Raw genomic sequence first — 19,579 nt, forward strand, 5'->3', positions numbered from 1 at the left:
AAATGGACCAATGGGCCAAAAGCGGGCAGATGGCCCCATCGCCAGCTTATCAGAAATCCAGGTCGGCGTAATGAGCAGGTGGGCGGAAGCCCGGCACCTGATCCGCCAGAATCGACCGGAACGCCGGGCGCGACTTGATCTTGGCGTACCAATCCTTGACCGCCTGAGAGCGGTTCCAATCCACGTCAGAGATATAGTCCAATGCCGACAAATGAGCGGCGGCGGCGAAATCGGCCAGGGTCATCTGGTCCCCCGCCAGCCAACGGCGGTGATCCAGCAGCCACGCCATGTAATCCAGATGGTACTTGATCGCACGCGCGCCTTCCTTGACGTTTTTGCTGTCAGGATAGCCCTCGCCTGTCACCTTTTTGTTCACCCGCTCATACAGCAGTTTCGACGTGACCTCGTGGTGGAACTTGTCATCGAACCAGCCCACCAGACGCCGCACTTCGTACCGGGCTTCGGGCGTTTTCGGCATCAGCGGCGGCTCGGGGCGGGTTTCCTCGATGTACTCACAAATGGCCGCGCTTTCCGACATGATCTGCCCGTCAAGTCGCAAAACAGGTACTTTGCCCGCCGGGTTACGGCGCAGGAAATCCGGGTCTTTTTCCCAGTATCGCTCTTCTACCAGCTCAACCTCGATCTTCTTTTCCGCCAGCGACAGACGGACCTTGCGGCAGTAAGGGGACAGGGGAACATGAAACAGACGCGCCATGGGCTTCCAATCGAACCAGTGAATACACCCCAGCTTTAGCCTTGAGGGGTGTTGGGTTTCAATCCTCGAAACAATCCGCGCGACCATCTGCGCGGATGGTGGCCGCACCTTCCAGAATCGCCGATGCCCGCCTGCGTGTGAAAACCGACGGGTCCGTGATCGACCGGTTGCGCGGAGACGGCAGTATGGCCGCGATCCGCGCGGCCTGTGCGGGCGACAGTTGCGCAGCGCTGACGTTGAAGTTGCTTCGCGCGGCTGCTTCGACCCCGAACAGGCCGGTGCCAGTTTCGGCGACGTTCAGATAGACCTCGAGAATGCGCTGTTTGCTCCAGAAAATCTCGACAACCGGGGTGATCGAGGTCTCCAGCGCCTTGCGTACCCAGCTGCGGCCCTGCCACAAGAAGACGTTCTTCACCACCTGCTGCGTGATTGTCGACGCTCCCCGCGAACCGCCATCTTCCAGCGCATCCCGGATGGCTTCGACGTCGAACCCCCAATGCAGACAGAAATTGGCATCCTCAGCCGCAACGACAGATCGGGCCATGATTGGCGACATATCTTCGATAGGCACCCAGTCCCGCTCAACCTTGCCCAACCGACGCCATTCGGACCAGATGGTATGAGTCACTGGCGGGTTTATCACCGAAAACAGCATCACCATCCCCACGACAAAGGCGACTGCACCCAATACGGCGCGACTCACCCAACGGCGAATCCGCAAGGATGTTTGTTTCTTAGCCTTCGACGCCTTGCTTTTTTTTCTGCTCGACTTGCGCGCTGCTTTATTTGCCATGTTGTTGCTATACGACGCGGCGGACGGGTTTGGAACGGTTTATATTGCCAGCGCGCGCGCCTCGCGCGGGCGGACTACGGGGCGCGCGGTTTCCGGCAGTTCCGGATTGCGGGCCCGCAGTTCAGGGAACAGGCGCAGCACTTCCTCCTGCGTGTCCTGATCCGCCTGCGAAATCGCGTGACCGGGATAGTAGCTTTCGCTTTTCGCGCCGTTGGCGATCACGATCTCGTGCCGCGAAAACAGTAGGTGAATATATTCGACCTCGCCGCCTTCAACGCGTGTGACCGTATCGCCATTGACCAGGCAGTGGGCCGCGATCAACACCTCGGAATGACCAAACAGGTAGAGCGCACGCCAGTCTTCAACCAGCATCCGGTGCTGTGGCGAAACCGTGAGCGGGTGATCCAGCCCCAAAACTCCGGCCTCAAACCGGATCGGGGCCAGCTTGCCTTGAGCCTCGACGACGGTTCGGCCAACCCAGAGCAAAGGTTGCGCACCATGATCTGCGGTGGTGATCAAATCGCCGGGCTTCAGTTCCTCAACCCGGCGTGGACCATCGGGCGTATCGATCAGGGTTCCGGGTGTAAAGCAGGGCGGGCCCAGATCGCCATTGTCGATATCGACCGAGCCGAAGGACGCCCCGGTATCGCTGAAATCCGTGACCGACGAGCTGATAAAGGTTCCGTTTTGCAGAACCTGGCCATCGGTGGGTGTAAACACCTCACGCCCGTCGGCAAGATAGAACGTCACGCCGGTATAGGTGACCTGAGCGCCGCCCGGCAGCTGGATGGTGACCACATCGTTGAAATACGAAGCGGTGATGTCAGAGCCATCGACCGAGTCGCCGGTTCCACCTCCGGGTGGGTCCAGCCGGTTGATCAGATCGTCGTCGTTGTGATCCACGATGTCGAGGTTCTGAAACGTAAGGGCTGTGCCCGGGGCTGTACCATTGGCGCCGGGATTGGCCGGGTCCAGGATAAAGAACTGGTCTGTATATGTCGTGGGCATGCGCCTGCTCCTGCCTACTCGTCACACTGGGACGCAGTTTGCCTGCAAATCCCGAAGAAACTATGGCCATAGCTAGGCCCGCTCGGTGCAAAAACGCAATAAATACGAGAAATTTGCCCCAAAATAGATAAAACCCGCGTGTTTCTTGCGACACGCGGGTTTTTTGATCAGGGCCTGTTGCCCGGCTTATTCCGCTGGAACAGCCGTCGCTTCGGCGGTCAGAGGATGGCTGAGCTTGTTCAGCATCTCTTTCGGGCAGACTTGCAGGAAATTGGATTTCTCAACATCCCAATGTTGCAGTATGTCTGCGGCCTTGCGGCTGAAGGTTTCCGCCTGATGGGTTTCGATCATCGATTTCAGCTGCTCTTCCCAATGGTCGACGGTCACCGGGCAGGTCACCAGCGTTTCCATGTTCATCAGCTGCTGCGCCTTACCTTCGGGATCGTACAGATAGGCCATTCCGCCCGTCATCCCCGCGCCAAAATTCGCACCGATATCGCCCAGGATCACCGCAACACCGCCGGTCATGTATTCACACCCGTTCGAGCCACATCCTTCGATCACCACCTTGGCGCCCGAGTTCCGTACCGCGAACCGCTCACCGGCGCGCCCAGCGGCGAACAGGTAGCCATCGGTGGCACCGTACAGGACGGTGTTGCCGATGATGGTGTTGTCATCCGCCTTCAGAGGGCTGATCTGCGGCGGGCGCACGACGATCATGCCGCCCGACAGACCCTTGCCGACATAGTCGTTGGCGTCACCGGACACTTCCAGTTTCAGACCCGGCGCGGCAAAGGCGCCCAGCGACTGACCGGCGGAACCTTGCAGCTTCACATGCAGGTGGTCGGACTGGAACGTGTTCCGCATTCCGAAATTCTGCACGATATGGCTGGAAACGCGGGTACCAACGGTCCGGTGCGTGTTCTGGATCGCGTAGGACAGCTGCATTTTCTCGCCATCCTTCAGGAACCGGGCCGCATCGCGGACGATTTCGGCATCCAGCGTATCCGGCACGGCATTACGCTCTCTATCGCGGTTGTATACGATGTCATGTGCGCCATCGACGGTGATTAGCAGCGGGTTGAGGTCCAGATCGTCCAGATGCGCCGAGCCACGGCTGACCTGCGCCAGCAGGTCCGCGCGGCCGATGATCTCATCCACCGAGCGGGCCCCGATGCTGGCCAAAACCTCGCGCACTTCCTGCGCGTAGAAAGTGATCAGGTTCACCACCTTGTCCGCGTTGCCGGTAAATTTGGCGCGCAGGCTCTCATCCTGCGTACAAACACCGACCGGGCAGGTGTTCGACTGGCACTGACGCACCATGATACAGCCCATCGCGATCAGGGCGGCGGTGCCGATGCCGTATTCCTCGGCCCCCATCATCGCGGCCATGACGATATCGCGACCCGTGCGTAGGCCACCGTCGGTCCGCAGGGTCACGCGATCCCGCAGATTGTTCATCGCGAGAACCTGATGCGCCTCGGTCAGGCCCATTTCCCACGGCAGACCCGCATATTTGATGCTGGTCGCGGGCGAAGCACCGGTGCCGCCATTGTGGCCCGAGATCAGGATCACATCCGCCTTGGCTTTGGCCACGCCGGCAGCAATCGTACCAACGCCCGAGGACGCCACCAGTTTCACCGTCACCTTGCAGCGCGGGTTGATCTGTTTCAGGTCATAGATCAGTTGCGCCAGATCCTCGATCGAGTAGATGTCGTGGTGCGGCGGCGGCGAGATCAGGGTGACGCCTTTGGTGGAATGGCGCAGACGCGCGATCAGGTCGGTGACCTTCATACCCGGAAGCTGACCGCCTTCACCGGGCTTCGCACCCTGCGCGACCTTGATCTCGAGCTCCTCACATTCGTTCAGGTATTCGGCGGTCACACCGAACCGGCCGGAGGCGACCTGTTTGATCTTGGCCGACGGGTTATCACCATTGGGTTCCGGCACAAAATGGGCCGGGTCTTCACCACCCTCACCCGAGTCCGACTTGGCACCGATCCGGTTCATCGCCACGTTCAGCGTCTTGTGCGCCTCAGGGCTCAGCGCGCCCAGCGACATGCCCGGCGTAACAAAGCGCTTGCGGATCGATGTGATCGATTCGACCTCTTCAATCGGGATCGGCTTGCCCACGGATTTGAAATCCATCAGGTCACGCAGATGGATCGGCGGGCTCGACTGCATCTTGGCCGAATACTGTTTCCACAGCTCATATGAGGCGCGGTTACAGGCCATTTGCATCATATGCATCGAGGTCGCTTCCCACGCGTGGGTCTCACCGGACTTGCGCGCCTTGTAGAAGCCACCGATGGGCAGCACGTCCAGACCCGAAGTCCAGCCCTTAGCGTGGATTTCTTCGGCTTTGACCCGAATACCGTGTATGCCGATACCCGAGATACGGCTGGTCATGCCCGGGAAATATTCAGCTACCATGGCGCGGCTGAGGCCGACGGCCTCAAAGTTCAGACCGCCGCGATAGGACGAGATCACCGAAATTCCCATTTTGGCCATGATCTTGAGAAGGCCCTGATCAATAGCCTCGCGATAACGGGCTACATTCTCGGTCAGCGTGCCATCCAAAAGACCGCGTTCGATGCGGTCGGCCAGCGAATCCTCGGCCAGATAGGCGTTTACAACGGTCGCGCCACAGCCGATCAGCACAGCGAAGTAGTGCGGATCGATACATTCCGCCGAACGCACGTTGAGCGAACAGAACGTCCGCAGACCCTGACGGGTCAGATGACTGTGCACCGCGCTGGTGGCCAGAATCATCGGCATTGCCACCTTGTCCGGCCCCGAATACTGATCGGTCAGCACCAGATGCCCCGCGCCCGAGCGCACGGCTTCTTCGGCCTCGGCCCGAATACGGGCCAGAGCGACGTCCAGATTGCCCGCGCCCGGGTCAAAACTACAATCGATCTCGACCAGCGTGGCGTTGAAGTTCTCGACCAGAATCTCCCACTGTGCGTTGCCGACGAAGGGGCTTTCCAGAACAATGATTTCGGTCTGGCTGCTGTCTTCGTCCAGCACGTTCTTGAGGTTACCAAACCTGGTTTTCAGCGACATCACGCGGTACTCGCGCAGGCTGTCGATGGGCGGGTTGGTCACCTGGCTGAAATTTTGACGGAAGAAATGGCTGAGCGGGCGATACTGTTTCGACAGCACGGCCGAGGGTGTGTCATCCCCCATCGAGGCCAAGGCTTCTTTGCCATCCTCGGCCATAGGCGCAAGGATCTGTTCCAATTCTTCGACCGAGTATCCGGCGGCAATCTGGCGCTTGCGCAATTCTTCACCAGAGAACAGCGTCCGTTCGCTTATACTTCCCAGCGTTGTGTCCAGATCATTGATCTTACCGACCCACTCGCCAAACGGCAGCGCGCGCGCCAGCTTGTTCTTGATCTGCTTGTCGCGGTAGAGCTTACCCTTCTTCATGTCGACGGCCAGCATTTGTCCAGGACCCAGTGCGCCCTTTTCGGTCACGCTGGCCTCATCGATCGGCACCATGCCGGCCTCAGAGCCCGCGATTACCAGACCGTCGCCCGTCACCACATACCGCATCGGGCGCAACCCGTTGCGATCGAGACCTGCACAGACCCAACGGCCATCGGTCATCGCCAGAGCAGCGGGACCATCCCACGGTTCCATCACTGAGTTGCAGTAGGAATACATATCGCGCCAAGCCTGCGGCAGTTCCACCGCCTGCTTGGACCAGCTTTCCGGCACTAGCATGGTTTTCGCCATCGGGGCCGAGCGGCCTGCCCGCACCAGAACCTCGAAAACCGAGTCTAATGCTGCCGAATCCGACGATCCGCTGGCGATAATCGGCTTGATATCCTCGGCATGGTCACCAAAGGTGCCGCTGGCCATGCGAATTTCATGGCTCTTCATCCAGTTGATGTTGCCTTTCAGCGTGTTGATCTCACCGTTATGAGCCAACATACGGAACGGCTGGGCCAGCCACCATTGCGGGAAGGTGTTGGTCGAATAGCGCTGATGGTAGATGGCAAACGCGGACTCGAACCGTTCGTCCATCAGGTCGGGGTAGAACACCGCCACCTGCTCGGCCAGCATCATGCCCTTGTAGATGATCGAACGGCAGGATAGCGAAGCCAGATACAGGCCGGAAATACCGGCCGCCATCGCAGCCTTTTCGATGCGTCGGCGGATGACGTACAGCTCACGCTCAAACGTTTCTTCGTCCACGCCTTTCGAGTTTGAGATCAGAATCTGCTCGATCTCAGGCCGGGTCGCGTTGGCCTTTTCACCCAGGCAGGTCACATCAACAGGCACGTGGCGCCAGCCATAGATGTAATAGCCCATCCGCAGAACCTCGGTTTCAACGATGGTCCGGCATTGCTCCTGCGCGCCGAAATCGGTGCGGGGCAGAAAGACCTGACCAACCGCGATCAGCTCATCCAGGTTGGGCTCGTGCCCGGTCCTGCGGATCTGGTCGTAAAAGAAAGGAACCGGGATCTGCACATGGATACCCGCGCCGTCACCGGTCTTACCGTCGGCATCCACCGCGCCGCGGTGCCAGATCGCCTTCAGCGCGTCGATACCGGCGTCGACAACCTTGCGCGACGCTTTGCCATCGACCGAGACAACAAGACCCACACCGCAGGAAGAATGCTCTTCTTCCTCGGAATAGAGACCGTTTTCCGCCATCCACTGGCGTTTGGCTTCTTCGGCCTTCACCCAATCGGCATCGTATTTGGTCATTGGCTGTCTCCTTCTTCCGGTTGGGCGTACATGGATTCGACCTCGGCTTTGGTCATCTGCCTGCGTTCACCTTCGAACACGTAACCCTCGGGCTTTTTGTCGATATAGAGTTCAAGTTTCAGCGTGCCGCCGCCGGCATTTTCAAACAGGCCAGCGGCCATTTGTGTCTGGCCGTGCATCTCACCCGGCAGCGTGATGCGATACCACAGCGCCGAGCCGCACTCGGAGCAAAAGGCGCGCTCGGCCCAGTCGGACGAGGTAAAGGTCCGCACAGGTCCCAGTGCCGCGTATCCTTCCTCGGCCGGAAAACTGACATAGGCGCTGCTGGTCCAACGGCGGCATTGGTCGCAATGACAGGCGCCCAGCGCATCACGCGCAGGCGTGGCGGTCACCGTGACCGCGCCGCACATGCATTGGCCTTGCAATTCGGGCATTGCTACCCCTCCTGTCGCTGGGCTGTTGGGTTACTCGGCTGCGACGGCAGCCTTGCTGTTGAACCGGTCGATGATTGCGTCGGCACAGTCGCGCCCGTCACGGATCGCCCAGACCACCAGGGACGCACCGCGCACGATGTCACCGATGGCATAAACGCCGTCCATCTCGGTCTCACCGGTCTCGAACGCCGCCTTGACGGTGCCCCAGCGGGTCACGGGCAGGTCGGGTTGGCCAAACAGAGTTGGCAGGTCTTCGGGCTCGAACCCCAATGCCTTGATGACCAGATCAGCCTCTTCCACGTAATCCGCACCCTCAATGACCTCAGGGGCCTGTCGACCCGAGGCGTCAGGCTGACCCAGGCGCATCTTCTGCACCATCACGCCCGAGACCTTGTCGTCACCGGTAAAACCTTTGGGCGCGCTGAGCCATTCAAACACCACGCCTTCTTCCTCAGCGTTTTGTGTTTCGCGCTGCGAACCCGGCATGTTGGCGCGGTCACGACGGTACAGACATTTGACCGAGGTTGCGCCCTGACGGATTGAGGTGCGCACGCAGTCCATCGCGGTGTCACCGCCGCCGATGACAACAACCTTCTTACCGTCGGCGTTCAGGCGACCATTGTCGAAGTCCTCAACTTCGTCACCAAAGCTCTTGCGGTTCGAGGCGGTCAGGAAGTCGATGGCTTTTTCGATGCCGTTCAGACCACTGCCCGGCATGGACAGATCGCGGGACTTGTAGACGCCGGTCGCGATGATCACCGCATCATGCCTGGCCCGAATTTCTTCGAACTTTGCGGCATCCACGTCGCAGTTCAGAACAAACTCGACACCGCCATCGGCCAGCAGTTCATTGCGGCGCTGCACGATATCCTTTTCCAGCTTGAAGCCCGGAATACCATACATCAGCAGGCCACCCGCGCGGTCGTAACGATCGTAGACCGTCACCTGAATTCCCGCGCGGCGCAGCATGTCCGCGGCGGCCAGCCCACCGGGGCCACCCCCGATGATACCAACACTCTCGCTGCGCTCGGCACCCGGTTCGGCGGGTTTGACCCAACCTTTGTCCCAAGCGGTGTCGGTGATGTATTTCTCGATTGTGCCGATCGTGACAGTGCCGTGGCCGGATTGTTCGATAACACAGTTACCTTCACACAGACGATCCTGCGGGCAGATGCGGCCGCATATTTCCGGGAAGGTGTTTGTGGCCTGACTGGTCTGATAGGCCTCTTCCAGACGGCCCGTCGCTGTCAGACGCAGCCAGTCTGGAATGTTGTTGTGCAGCGGGCAGTGCGATTGACAGTAGGGAACGCCACATTGGCTACAGCGGCTGGCCTGTTCGGCAGCTTTTTCGGCCGCAAACTCGGCGTAGATTTCTTCAAAGTCTTCCTTGCGGTCATTGGCGGCACGCTTTTCCGGCATGACGCGGTCGATCTGCACAAATTTCAGCATCGGTTGCTTGGCCACGGGTCAGACTCCATGAATTGGCTTGGTCGAGCTTCTTTAAGGGATGCACAGCCAGATGAAAAGTCACATATCCTGACCTATTTTGAAAAAATTCAGTCCAAACCGCCAACTGTTCAGAAAATTTACATGTTTTTAGTTCCGTATCGGACCTATTTGCGCACTTTCCTTTTCGATACCACACTTATACCCATTGAGCGCAATTAACACGTGACGGCAGCACGGCAGGGCAGATGAGTTTTTTTCAGTTGATTCTCGCGGCGATTATTCAGGGTATCACCGAATTTTTGCCGATCTCTTCGTCAGGCCATCTGATCCTTCTGCCCAGCCTGACCGGAATGGACGATCAGGGCCTGGCCATCGACGTCGCGGTGCACGTCGGCACCTTAGGCGCGGTGATTCTGTATTTCTGGTCGGACGTAAAACAAGCCATCGCTGGTCTGCCCCGCGCTTTGACCGGTCGTGTCGACACCCCGCAGGCGCGCCTAGCGATGGGACTGATCATCGCCACCATACCAACTGTCATCGTCGGAGCCATTTTGTTCAAGACCGGTCTTAGCGACTCCTTGCGATCAATGGCGGTGATTGGCTGGACGATGCTGGGTTTTGGTTTGGTGCTGTACTGGATGGACCAGAAAGGCCCGCAAACCAAGTCCGCCGACGATTGGGGTCTGCGCGACGCGTTCATCATGGGGTTGTGGCAGGTTCTGGCGCTGATTCCGGGAACCTCTCGGTCCGGCATCACCATCACAGGCGCACGGCAACTAGGGTATAGCCGGGAAGATGGCGCGCGGATCGCGATGCTGATGTCAATTCCAACGATCTTAGCCTCTGGCGTTCTGCTGTCCACAAATGTGATCCGTGAGGCGGACGCCCAGCTGGCCAAAGACGGCGCGATCGCTGCCTGTTTTGCCTTTGTCTCAGCCCTGCTCGCCTTGACACTGATGATGCGCCTGCTGCGCAGTGTCAGCTTCACACCCTATGTCATTTATCGCGTGATTCTAGGCGCCATCCTGCTGGTCATCGCTTACAGCTAGATCACATCCGCAGATTGCTGGCGGAGTTCTGAATGTCGTCATACTGCCCTGCAGGGCGGAACTTCCACAGGTAGTCCGGCAGCACCGATTCCAGCGTTGCGGGCTCGATCCCCAATTCGGCAAAACCCCTGGCCCCTTCGGTCACCACATTGTCGCGGCGCAGGTTCTTCAGCTGGTCGCGGGTCAGAATGTGGTTCGGGAACAGCTGAAAGCTGACGAACTTCACGATATCCAGCACGCCCGCCATGATCCGGGCCGCGAAGAAGGGCATCCCGAGGATGATACGGCGGCGATGGATCACCTCAAGCATCTGTTGCATCAGCGCACGAAAAGTCTTCACCTCTGGCCCGCCCAGCTCATACACACCGGCCTCTGCCTGACCCAGAACGCCCTGAACGGCGGCCTTGGCAACGTCATCCACATAAACCGGCTGGAATCTGGTCTCTGCGCCCACCAAAGGCAGGAATGGCCCCATCCGGGTCATGCCGGCAAAGCGGTTAAAGAACTGGTCCTCGGTTCCGAAAATGATGGACGGCCGCAGGATCACCGCATTCGGCATATGGGCCAAAACGCCAGCTTCGCCATGCGCCTTTGTGCGGGAATATTCACTGTCGGAATTGGCATCCGCACTGATCGCCGAGATGTGTACCATCCGAGCAATCCCCTGTTTGGCGGCAAGACGGGCAATCCGTCCCGCCCCTTCGGCCTGCACCGTATCGAACTCATTCTTGCCCAGTTCGTTCAGAACACCCACGCAATTCACAACCGCGTCTGCCCCGTGCATGGCCGCAGCAACCGAGGCATCATCGCGAATATTACACAGGATGGGCTCGACCTGACCGACAACGCCATACGGCTTGACGAACATCGCCTCGTTCGGGCGCCGCACCGCGACCCGCACGCGCCACCCTTCGTTCGCCATGCGCCGTGCGACATACCGACCGACAAATCCCGATCCGCCATAAATCGTGACCATTTTGGACATGAGAGGGCTCCTGCTGATGGGTCCTGATCCGATCTACCGCCCAAAGCCCCGGCAAACAAGGCGCAATAACGCCGCGCAGTTGGGAAAGATTCCGAGGGATCAAAGAACTTTCCAGTCGAGGCCAAAAAACTTTCAATAAACTTCTCGAATCTAGTTGACGCCCCCCGCCAGTAGGCTTAAACGCCCCTCCACGACACCTGCCCAGGTGGCGGAATTGGTAGACGCGCTAGCTTCAGGTGCTAGTGTCCGTATGGACGTGGAGGTTCGAGTCCTCTCCTGGGCACCAAATTTTTCCCCAACATACTGAAAAGAATTACGTTACTCGTGACGTCTTTCTGCATCCCCTGATTTATCCCCCGTTTTTTTACTGGTGGGTCGGTAGGTATTTGTTGGTATTACGCCAGATCCCGGAATCAGAAGCATTACCCCTCAAACTGCAACGGATATGTTAAGTTTTGTTAAGGTTGCGCGGCCCGTTCCAATGGTCCCAGTGCCCCGAAAATTGTTCTGGGTGGGAACCGACGGCCCAACTTTTCCTTTCTCTCTCCCAAAAAAAATGGCGGGAGGGGCCGGTTAATCTTCAAGGCCCCCTTTAGCTTAGACCCGCCGCCCCGCTTCATTCTCACAGAGATCAAACCTAAAGGGGGGTGGGGGTGGTTCAATCTTTAGGGCCTCAAACCTGTATACCGGCGGTTCAGCTTTCCTTATGCATCCGCAATTCAAACATTTTGGAAACCAGGGGCAAAAAGGCAAAAGGACCACAGCGGAGTGATTAGAACGTGGGATTTTACCGTCTTTTTCACTGATTTTAGCGCCGAAATTGCTGCAATAGCGTAAATTGCTACGCCGCTGCGCAGCAGGAAAACCGGCCGTTCATGCGAACCGCAGCGGGAACGAAACGCTCAAGGATCAAGTCGCGGACAAACTTAGCTTTCGCAGAACGACATCATTGATCGAAGCCAACCCTTTCGACCTGTTCGTAAGGGCTGGTTTAATTGCAATGGTGTTGACACACTAGAGCGTTTCAAGCACTGATTGCGGCAATAGTTTAGATTGCAATTTTGACTTGGTTGAACATGCTTCTACAAAGTTCATGGCGATGGTTCTTCCCGCAATTCATTTAATCAGTTTCGGCTGTATCGGAACAACAATGGACCGTTCGCCTGGGTCAGCTGGGCCTTCGTGACCACTGAAGAAGCGGGTGGTTACATGGAAGGCAATTTTGACTTCAAAATATTCACTTTATGGGGCCAATGTTGCTGGTCAGGATAGGCTTATGACCAAGGCAGATTTTATGAAATCGGTTATCAAGAAGTGAGAAGAAAATGGGAAGCGCTTATCATTTCATAGTTAACTTTTCTGCTGCCATGGTCTTACCTATGGTATTTTTTTCGTTCTGGAGAATTTCTCGAAGAGACGAGTTTAAAAATCTCAGAGAAAGCGGACAAAAGATAAATCTTAACACGTACAATCTATTTTCGGCATACCGAAGAAAAAAGGACGACCCACTTAGGGAAGCGCACATAAAGCTTGCGAGAATCGGCTTTATTCATTGGGCAATCACGCCCTTAGTGTTTTTGGCTATTTTCATTGTTGCCACACTGGTAGTTTACACAACTGGAGAATCATAGAATGACCGGAATGACGACTTGCTCCGCGCGTCAACACTAATCATGCCGCAGACGCGAACAAATGCTGCGTCAGCGAAGGTTGAAAATCCAATGACGGCAAAGTCCGCAACGCCGCCATTGGCTCCTAATTGTGAACTCTCGAATGTCGGCACTGAGCCCATAGGCGACTTTGGAAATGAGCGCAGTATTTACCGTTTAAGGGCGGGAAGCAGACATTCGCCGCAGGCGTTCGGTGAGACTGTCAGCGGCTCAAAAGCAGACGTTCGGGCGTTTTCGTCAGGCGAAGCTTCCCAGATGCCGGTTCTGAACTCGACGTAGCCGAAGCAACATTCGACTAGTTTGGATCGAAAACCATTCATGCTCTAAACCCAAGTGCGTCAACAGCCAAAGTTTGCAAAAGAGTCCACTGTTCGGTAGCTGCAGCGCGGAACGTTAGCCCAGCCGTTCGCAGCGTCTGCAATACTACCTGCTGTACTTAGCCCGTTTGAGCCGTGATTTAGCCGCTGGGGTCTCCAAATGCCTGTACCGGCCACCCGAGTACCTGTGACAGTCCAGGGCGTGTCCTGCCGCGATTACAGTGGCCCCTACGTCCTCCCCATCGGCAAAGCAGACCCCTACCAAGCGGTCATGGGTGCGTTCGCCGTTCAAGTCGCAGGAAATAGACTTGCCGCGAAGGTAGTTGACCATCCAGCGCTTTGCGGCCTGCCCGGATCCGGTGTTGAGTTCGGGGGCATCTACGCCGTTCAGCCTGATAGGTGTACCGTCAACAACGATGGTATCTGTGTCTCGCACATGAAGGGAACCAGCGGCGGCGGAAGTGGCAAAAAGAACCAAAACAATCAAAGCACGTGTCATGCCGACAATATGGGGATTCCGGGTTAAATCTTCACCCCAAAACGCAAAAAAAACCCGACCTCGTGGGCCGGGCTAGTCCGAGGAAAGTCTTCTGTTGATTTGACTATTCTGCAAATTGGTAAATTTTTAGTTAGAGCCGCGTGCTTCAGTTAGTACATGACACCGCGTTCTCGTAACTCGTTTATTGCTTTAGAAGATTTGCAAAGCCATCTTGAACGGCCTTGCGAAGGACGTAGGAATCCTCACACGCGCTGATTGCGACTGCGCCGGTACGAGCTAGCTGATAAATATTTTCAGGCGTGCAATACGACCGTATACCCTCATGGTAGGCTTTAAAGTACGCCTTCTTGTCCGGTCTTTTCGACCAGCGCTTACAGAGCTGCTCGTAGACGCTGAAATAGCCCGGCTCTATTCCCAGCCTGCCGTCAGACAACCCAACCTCGAACCAATCTATCTTCCCTATACAAATTTCCGGTGAAAAAAATCTTGAAAAAATGCCACTGGACTTATCGCTGGCTGATGCTGTGCCCCCGACGCAGACGGCCAACACCGTACAACCGCAATACAGGAGGGATTTCATCCATTGTTTTCCGAATAGCATTGTGTGTTCGCAGTTCTTCGCTTGTTCAATCATTGATCTCGTCCCGTCGTTTAAGAGTGTCGCACCCATCAATTGCGCGGTGTCAGAAAGAGAATAAGAATCGCGGATTAACATTTTTCTAAGTTCCAATTTCAAAACGGGAATTCGAGGGACAGAACACCAATCGTTTGGCTTTCGACCTGCGACTCGAATTCTTTACTGAGATAGGTAAGGCCAAAAAATGTTGAGACTTTTCGGATTCGGACCTGAACTCCGGCCCTCGCCCTGAAGCGCGATTTTGTCATTTCAACATCTGACCAATCCGGGAAAAAGTCGCTGTGTGTGACGTAGGTGTAGTCGGCACCCAATAGAAACGACATATCGTTCATCTTAGACGCCCGTTCCGGTGAAGAAGGCTGTAAGAACCCTGAAATTGGGTCACGAACGTAGCGTTGAGCATTGGCATAACCATCTATGAGAAGATCAACGCCAACCCGCCCGAAAGTTTCATAACCAGCCTGAACCCCGACAAATGGCCGGAAATAAAAACTGTCGCTCAGCACGTATCCTCTTGCAATTTCGGCAGAAACCATACCAGTCACGCTATCGCCAACATGCTCATGAGGCATATCATTTGGCAAGTAGCCCGCAATTCCGGTTAAGTCGTGAAAACCTTGCTGAAAATCAGCTATGTGCGTCTGTTCGCCTGTAAAGAGGACTTCAGCACCAGCGTTGTATTGCCATTCTCCGTAGCTATCGTTTGCAAAAACCCCGAATCCGAGCAATCCAACGTAGGGCCGGTCATCATCTGTCGGTTGGCTTTTTGCACCCCATGGGGAAATGATTTCGGCGCGAGCCCGGAAGTCATGTGCGACGCCGCCAGTTTTTTCACCTTCAAAACCGAAGAAAAGTGTATAACTGGCTGAACGCCACCGGTCTTGCCCATCTCCAAAAAAATCATTGGTAAAGAAACTCGACTTTGTCGTATCTGCGGAAGCCGTGGAAACGGTTAAAATTGCACCTAATGCAGAAATCAGGGCTCTCATCATTTCCACCTCACTACTTTTAAGAACCGGGACGCACCTTCCGAATCTCTAGTGTTGAGGCGTTAACGTCGGCCTAACGCAGCCAATCTCCTGAGAAATGCCAATAATCCTTGTTAAGTTTGGCAACCTGAAAAATTAATTTTCAATTAGTACTGAATGTTAATTAGCCATTATGACTCTTCTATGAAAGTTGTAAAACTAATCAAAGCTAGGATCGAGAATTGTTTTGCACGACTACGACCCCTTTTGCTATCCAGGATGCGGCTGCCGCGTTAGCCAAACCCACTGCTCAAGTCGAAAATGCTTGGAAGATCCAACAGCCGTATTTCGGGACTCAGTTGACCTTCGGTTTCGGCCGAATTGTGCCAGCGCCGAATTTCTTCGACGTTGTTGCGATGGGCGTTATGATTGAGCTACTTTCTAAGCCATGCGATTTGAACGACTTGGTTGCAATTTCAACTTGTGTAACGGAAGAAGTTGCGATTTGCATGGACCATGAAGACCCGTTTCTCGTCTTGGGTGATTCACACAGAACCGACGTAATAAACCACCTGATTGCCGTCTTTTCTTGTCCACAATTAGCGAAGCAACACCGACTTCTCACCCGAAGGTGCGTTGGTATCGTCGCTGTCGTCGCAGAAATCATGGAGCAAGTATACGAAATCCTGATTGACGGTTGTGTTAGCGGGCTTGTTTCTTGCAATACACTGCATGTCGCTGTGGATAGAATAGCTTAATGCCGTGTTACCCTAAGCCAATGTTACTTGAACCAGCATAGGGCCTCCCAACACTATCGAATGAAACTCCAACGCCCTGTGTCGGTGCGGTCGGAGCCTCATGTTCGTCTCGGCGGTGCAAGAGTTCTTTATTGGGGTGCTTCGCTTCAGAGTTTCCCACTTGGGCATTCTGAATTTTTGCGCTCCAATCACTCTATTGTCGGTAGCAAAGTTCCTTTGTCTGCTCCGTGTTTTCACGTATCATTTTTCTAACTCTGTCCTTATCCACTTCGGTGATTGCAGTCTCTTCCAAAAAAACTTCGAAAGCCGTTTGCAAGCCGCATAGCGTATTTTTTGAACCTTCTGCTTTTGCGTTGGCTACCAATTCCGTTATTGCCTCGACGAACCAGTGATTGGTGCTCATGAAACCCCTCGCTTTTTGTTTTCAGCACTGTCGAGGAGGATTGGTTAACGCGGGGTTAAATCTGTTTCGGCTTCAAGTTTTTTAGCGTCGAATAAATTTGTTTTGTATTTTGTGTGATCCAAAACATACGCGTTAATTACTTGCCGAATAGCCTGTGCTGTCAGAAACAAGCCCTCGGCTTCGAGCCTTAGCTCAGTGTCAGTGGCGCATTCCAAGAACCTTCTATCCATACCTTTACTCCCGTCCACACAATTTCGCCCAAATTGCAGCGATTCCATTAAGAAAAGGTAAACTGTTCTAACCTCGGCAATGGCGCTATGCGTCAGTGAGCTCTAAGGTACAATATGTGCTAGGTTCCTCAGTTCTGCGACGTCGTACATAAATTTTGTTTCCAATTTTGATTCAATACCGTGCCAGAACTAACAGGTGTCCTGTGGACGACCCCGAGCCTGCCAACTTACCTGAGATTGTCTGGTTATCGAAATAGTCTTAATTCCACCTCAGGAACGACCGAATTAGGACTTAACGCAGTCGCAACTCGTCCTCCTTCCTTTTCAACAACTCAACTAGCTCTCCAGTGGCTTTGCTTCGGTTCTTAGAAGGCCAGGACCAAGAAGGTTCCGCCTTGTCTTGAAGAGAGCCCCTGAGCGACTCGAGGCGCGCGTCACTGCGCGACGTTCGTAGCGGAGCAAACCTGTTTGAAATCTCGGATTCGATGGATTCACTACACAAGTGCCCATACGTTCTGCTGACAGTATCAGTATTGGTATGCCCCAATTGTTTGGCGACAATTGCAAGGGGCGTTCCGGCTTGCACCAACTGACTTGCATAGGTGTGACGTAGACCATGAAAAACAAAACCATCAGGCAACTCGGCTCGCCTGACGGCGTCCTTGAATAGATGCTTGTGGCATCCGGTCCAAGGTTTCCCTGATGACATTCTGAACACCCGGTCCTCATCGTCCAATCCGTCGATTTGATCCAAAAAGAAAGACATGCCCTCGTCTGGAAGGATCACGTAGCGCCCCCGGCAACTCTTCAAAGGAGCAACATATATTCCAAAAACATGACCCCCGACATCTCGGGCTTTTAGGTTCGCGAGTTCTGACACTCGACAGCCAGAATACAACGCCGCCTGCACCAGTGCAGCAAGGTCAGGTCGACAAGAAGCAATCAAACGTTTTGCTTGCGCTCTTGTTAAGAAGAACTGTCGTGGTGTGTCGGCATGAGGTACTCGGCGAAGCCTTCGCCAGGAGCGTTGACTCTCAACGTCTCCGTTTTCCCAAGACATCTCAATCGCGGTTCTGAGCAACCCGATGACTGTGTTGAGCGTCTTTTTGCGTTTTCTAAGCTGCTCGAAGTCCAGGGTTTCAATGCGGACTTTTTCAACTTGAGCCCCCTTTCCCCTTTTTGGAGTAGTTTCCAAAACATCGATGCAGAATTGTGTAAAGACTGATTGGTTGAGCTCCGTAACAGGTACGTCACCCAGCCTAGGGATTATGTGGTGGTTTATTAGAGAAAGCGTTGTTTCAAAATAGGTTTTGGCGGCGGCGATACGCTTCCATTCAACAAACCCGTGCATTGCATCCCCAACTGTGAAGCTGTCATTTGTTTTCTTGTAATTTAGCTTGCAGTTCGCACCGATGGGGTAGGGCTGCGAGGCAATGGCGAGAATGTGTGGTTGATTAAACCAGCCCTTCGCAACGGCCAATGCCTGCGTAAAGTCTAAGCCGAGTTCGTGTATCGGAGCGACTTTTCCAATCTTTGTTTGGCTATATTTCCCGTCGACCCTGCGAATGCGAGCCACCCAGTGACATCTACCGGACGGCAATTTCAACACGCCGATATGGCGACAATACTCTATAATGTTCCAGTAAGGACTGTCGCGTGCGCGTAAGCTCTTGATGTTCTCAACGCTCGATAACGAAGGGGCGTGTGGTACTTTATTCATGAAGTAGCTCCTCGACAAAGGTGACGGAAGCTTAAATCAGTGTTGGTCTCAATCTAGTTTCGAAGAAACACAAAATGGATCAATATACATGGGCACCACTATGCCGACCTTTCCCAAACCAATCTCTCGCGGGCAACCCATAGATGATCCGGTTTCCGAATGACTTTGACGTTTTGCACCCCCGCGACGTCACGGGCTTCATCTGCGGTATGTGCCAAGACCCAACCGCAGACGTTATCTTTGGCTTCAGACGCTGTCAGCACTTCAATTTTCCAAACTTGTAGCATGCATATGTGATGCCTCATTGTGGTTAATGAATGGTTCACAATAAATGGCTTAGCATTTTTCGCCGCAGAAACCTTAGCGGTTCGCATGCGGTTCAAAAGTCGTAGCATTTGACCGCATGGCGGCCACAATTCCGCCCAAACACTCACTTAGGAACGCTGCTAAGAGTAGTTCTGATAGTCTTGTCAGAAGAACTTGGGTTGAGGCGGGCAGGGTGCTCTCGTAGCCTTCGCGCATGATTAAACAATCGCCATTCAAGTACTTCAAGACCAGTTCAGAGGTCATTCGTTTGGCTGTAATGCTGTACGTTCGGTTCCCATTGTCGCTTCGAAACGTGGAAGATCTGTTACACGAGCGAGGCATCGACGTGAGCCACGAAACCGTCCGATATTGGTGGAACAGGTTTGGCCCGATGTTTGCTGCTGAGTTCAGACGGAAGCGTGTTCAGCAGCTACGCGCATTCTCTAAATGGAAGTGGCACGTGGACGAGGTTTTCGTGAAGGTGAATGGCAAGCGGCATTATCTTTGGCGGGCTGTTGATCACGAGGGCGAGGCGCTGGAAGTCGTTGTCACCAAACGCCGAAACAAGCAGGCGGCACTGAAATTCCTCAAGAAATTGATGAAGCGACACGGTAAAGCAGAAAACGTCGTCACGGATCGCTTCGCCTCATACAGAGCCGCTTTCAGAGAGCTTGGTGCTCTCGAAAAACAGCAAACGGGCAGGTGGCTGAATAACCGCGTTGAGAATTCGCACCTGCCGTTTCGAAGACGCGAACGCGCCATGCAACGTTTCAGGCGCATGCGAAGTTTACAGAAATTCGCCTCCGTCCATTCCTCCATCTACAACCACTTCAATCAGGAAAGATCGCTAACCAGCAGAGATATTGATCCTCCCCCTCTGAAGTGGTCCGCCGTTATGGTTAAGAAAACGGAGGAACCA

Annotated in this window: 16 protein-coding genes and 1 tRNA gene; 5 read left to right on the forward strand and 12 right to left on the reverse strand. The window is 54.9% G+C overall.

The genetic code is table 11. The annotated features are described in order from the left end of the window. Positions 1-49 precede the first annotated feature (49 nt). The 6 genes from fzlA to GOX66_RS21800 form a co-directional block, all read right to left on the reverse strand. Complete coding sequence (fzlA, locus tag GOX66_RS21775; RefSeq protein ID WP_170765434.1) at positions 50-715, reverse strand: FtsZ-binding protein FzlA; 666 nt, start codon at positions 713-715, stop codon at positions 50-52. Positions 716-773: 58 nt separating this feature from the next. Further along, positions 774-1,508: a monofunctional biosynthetic peptidoglycan transglycosylase gene (gene mtgA / locus GOX66_RS21780; protein WP_170765436.1), complete on the reverse strand. Its 735-nt coding sequence runs from the start codon at positions 1,506-1,508 to the stop codon at positions 774-776. 39 nt (positions 1,509-1,547) lie between these two features. After that, on the reverse strand, positions 1,548-2,516 hold the full coding sequence (locus GOX66_RS21785; protein ID WP_170765438.1) for a Hint domain-containing protein: 969 nt from the start codon (positions 2,514-2,516) through the stop codon (positions 1,548-1,550). 186 nt (positions 2,517-2,702) lie between these two features. Beyond that, positions 2,703-7,235: a glutamate synthase large subunit gene (gene gltB, locus GOX66_RS21790; protein ID WP_170765440.1), complete on the reverse strand. Its 4,533-nt coding sequence runs from the start codon at positions 7,233-7,235 to the stop codon at positions 2,703-2,705. Then, a complete protein-coding gene (locus tag GOX66_RS21795; protein WP_170765442.1) occupies positions 7,232-7,669 on the reverse strand; it encodes a GFA family protein in 438 nt (145 codons plus the stop codon). Before GOX66_RS21795 ends, gltB begins: the two co-directional genes overlap by 4 nt. Before the next feature lie 30 nt (positions 7,670-7,699). Then, on the reverse strand, positions 7,700-9,133 hold the full coding sequence (locus GOX66_RS21800; protein WP_170765444.1) for an FAD-dependent oxidoreductase: 1,434 nt from the start codon (positions 9,131-9,133) through the stop codon (positions 7,700-7,702). A 230-nt stretch (positions 9,134-9,363) separates the two neighbouring features. On the opposite strand from GOX66_RS21800, the gene GOX66_RS21805 reads away from it, so the two are divergent. Continuing rightward, the gene (locus GOX66_RS21805) at positions 9,364-10,167 is read left to right on the forward strand and encodes an undecaprenyl-diphosphate phosphatase (RefSeq protein ID WP_170765446.1); all 804 of its coding nucleotides are present in this window, start codon (positions 9,364-9,366) and stop codon (positions 10,165-10,167) included. A 1-nt stretch (position 10,168) separates the two neighbouring features. Here the strand turns inward: GOX66_RS21805 and GOX66_RS21810 are convergent, their stop codons facing one another. After that, entirely contained in the window at positions 10,169-11,152 is a 984-nt protein-coding gene (locus tag GOX66_RS21810; protein ID WP_170765447.1) for a complex I NDUFA9 subunit family protein, read from the reverse strand. A gap of 199 nt (positions 11,153-11,351) precedes the next feature. On the opposite strand from GOX66_RS21810, the gene GOX66_RS21815 reads away from it, so the two are divergent. Both GOX66_RS21815 and GOX66_RS26385 read left to right on the forward strand, forming a co-directional pair. Next, a tRNA-Leu gene (locus GOX66_RS21815) sits at positions 11,352-11,438 on the forward strand. A gap of 848 nt (positions 11,439-12,286) precedes the next feature. Continuing rightward, a complete protein-coding gene (locus tag GOX66_RS26385) occupies positions 12,287-12,424 on the forward strand; it encodes a hypothetical protein (RefSeq protein ID WP_419555581.1) in 138 nt (45 codons plus the stop codon). 821 nt (positions 12,425-13,245) lie between these two features. Here the strand turns inward: GOX66_RS26385 and GOX66_RS21820 are convergent. From GOX66_RS21820 to GOX66_RS21830, 3 genes are all read right to left on the reverse strand, one after another. Further along, positions 13,246-13,638 carry a thermonuclease family protein gene (locus GOX66_RS21820; protein ID WP_170765448.1) on the reverse strand — a complete coding sequence of 131 codons (393 nt, stop codon included), beginning with the start codon at positions 13,636-13,638 and terminating at the stop codon, positions 13,246-13,248. A gap of 181 nt (positions 13,639-13,819) precedes the next feature. Further along, positions 13,820-14,272: a DUF2799 domain-containing protein gene (locus tag GOX66_RS21825; RefSeq protein ID WP_170765449.1), complete on the reverse strand. Its 453-nt coding sequence runs from the start codon at positions 14,270-14,272 to the stop codon at positions 13,820-13,822. Between the two features lie 98 nt (positions 14,273-14,370). Continuing rightward, the gene (locus tag GOX66_RS21830; RefSeq protein ID WP_170765450.1) at positions 14,371-15,264 is read right to left on the reverse strand and encodes a lipid A-modifier LpxR family protein; all 894 of its coding nucleotides are present in this window, start codon (positions 15,262-15,264) and stop codon (positions 14,371-14,373) included. 221 nt (positions 15,265-15,485) lie between these two features. On the opposite strand from GOX66_RS21830, the gene GOX66_RS21835 reads away from it, so the two are divergent. Continuing rightward, positions 15,486-16,001, forward strand: coding sequence for a hypothetical protein (locus GOX66_RS21835; RefSeq protein ID WP_170765451.1), 516 nt, complete (start codon positions 15,486-15,488; stop codon positions 15,999-16,001). A gap of 193 nt (positions 16,002-16,194) precedes the next feature. Here the strand turns inward: GOX66_RS21835 and GOX66_RS21840 are convergent, their stop codons facing one another. Next, on the reverse strand, positions 16,195-16,404 hold the full coding sequence (locus tag GOX66_RS21840; protein ID WP_170765452.1) for a hypothetical protein: 210 nt from the start codon (positions 16,402-16,404) through the stop codon (positions 16,195-16,197). Positions 16,405-16,926: 522 nt separating this feature from the next. Further along, the gene (locus GOX66_RS21845; protein WP_170765453.1) at positions 16,927-18,354 is read right to left on the reverse strand and encodes a tyrosine-type recombinase/integrase; all 1,428 of its coding nucleotides are present in this window, start codon (positions 18,352-18,354) and stop codon (positions 16,927-16,929) included. A gap of 520 nt (positions 18,355-18,874) precedes the next feature. On the opposite strand from GOX66_RS21845, the gene GOX66_RS21850 reads away from it, so the two are divergent. Then, positions 18,875-19,579: IS6 family transposase (locus GOX66_RS21850; RefSeq protein ID WP_237212721.1), on the forward strand; the 705-nt coding region annotated here is incomplete at its 3' end.

The organism is Ruegeria lacuscaerulensis (assembly GCF_013031245.1).
Classification (GTDB): Bacteria; Pseudomonadota; Alphaproteobacteria; order Rhodobacterales; family Rhodobacteraceae; genus Ruegeria; species Ruegeria lacuscaerulensis_C.

Bases quoted from the DNA above. Each gene is read 5' to 3' on its own strand.
- fzlA (WP_170765434.1), bottom strand. From the start codon at position 715: ATGGCGCGTCTGTTTCATGTTCCCCTGTCCCCTTACTGCCGCAAGGTC.
- mtgA (WP_170765436.1), bottom strand. From the start codon at position 1,508: ATGGCAAATAAAGCAGCGCGCAAGTCGAGCAGAAAAAAAAGCAAGGCG.
- GOX66_RS21785 (WP_170765438.1), bottom strand. From the start codon at position 2,516: ATGCCCACGACATATACAGACCAGTTCTTTATCCTGGACCCGGCCAAT.
- gltB (WP_170765440.1), bottom strand. From the start codon at position 7,235: ATGACCAAATACGATGCCGATTGGGTGAAGGCCGAAGAAGCCAAACGC.
- GOX66_RS21795 (WP_170765442.1), bottom strand. From the start codon at position 7,669: ATGCCCGAATTGCAAGGCCAATGCATGTGCGGCGCGGTCACGGTGACC.
- GOX66_RS21805 (WP_170765446.1), top strand. From the start codon at position 9,364: ATGAGTTTTTTTCAGTTGATTCTCGCGGCGATTATTCAGGGTATCACC.
- GOX66_RS21810 (WP_170765447.1), bottom strand. From the start codon at position 11,152: ATGTCCAAAATGGTCACGATTTATGGCGGATCGGGATTTGTCGGTCGG.
- GOX66_RS21820 (WP_170765448.1), bottom strand. From the start codon at position 13,638: ATGACACGTGCTTTGATTGTTTTGGTTCTTTTTGCCACTTCCGCCGCC.
- GOX66_RS21825 (WP_170765449.1), bottom strand. From the start codon at position 14,272: ATGATTGAACAAGCGAAGAACTGCGAACACACAATGCTATTCGGAAAA.
- GOX66_RS21830 (WP_170765450.1), bottom strand. From the start codon at position 15,264: ATGAGAGCCCTGATTTCTGCATTAGGTGCAATTTTAACCGTTTCCACG.
- GOX66_RS21840 (WP_170765452.1), bottom strand. From the start codon at position 16,404: ATGAGCACCAATCACTGGTTCGTCGAGGCAATAACGGAATTGGTAGCC.
- GOX66_RS21845 (WP_170765453.1), bottom strand. From the start codon at position 18,354: ATGAATAAAGTACCACACGCCCCTTCGTTATCGAGCGTTGAGAACATC.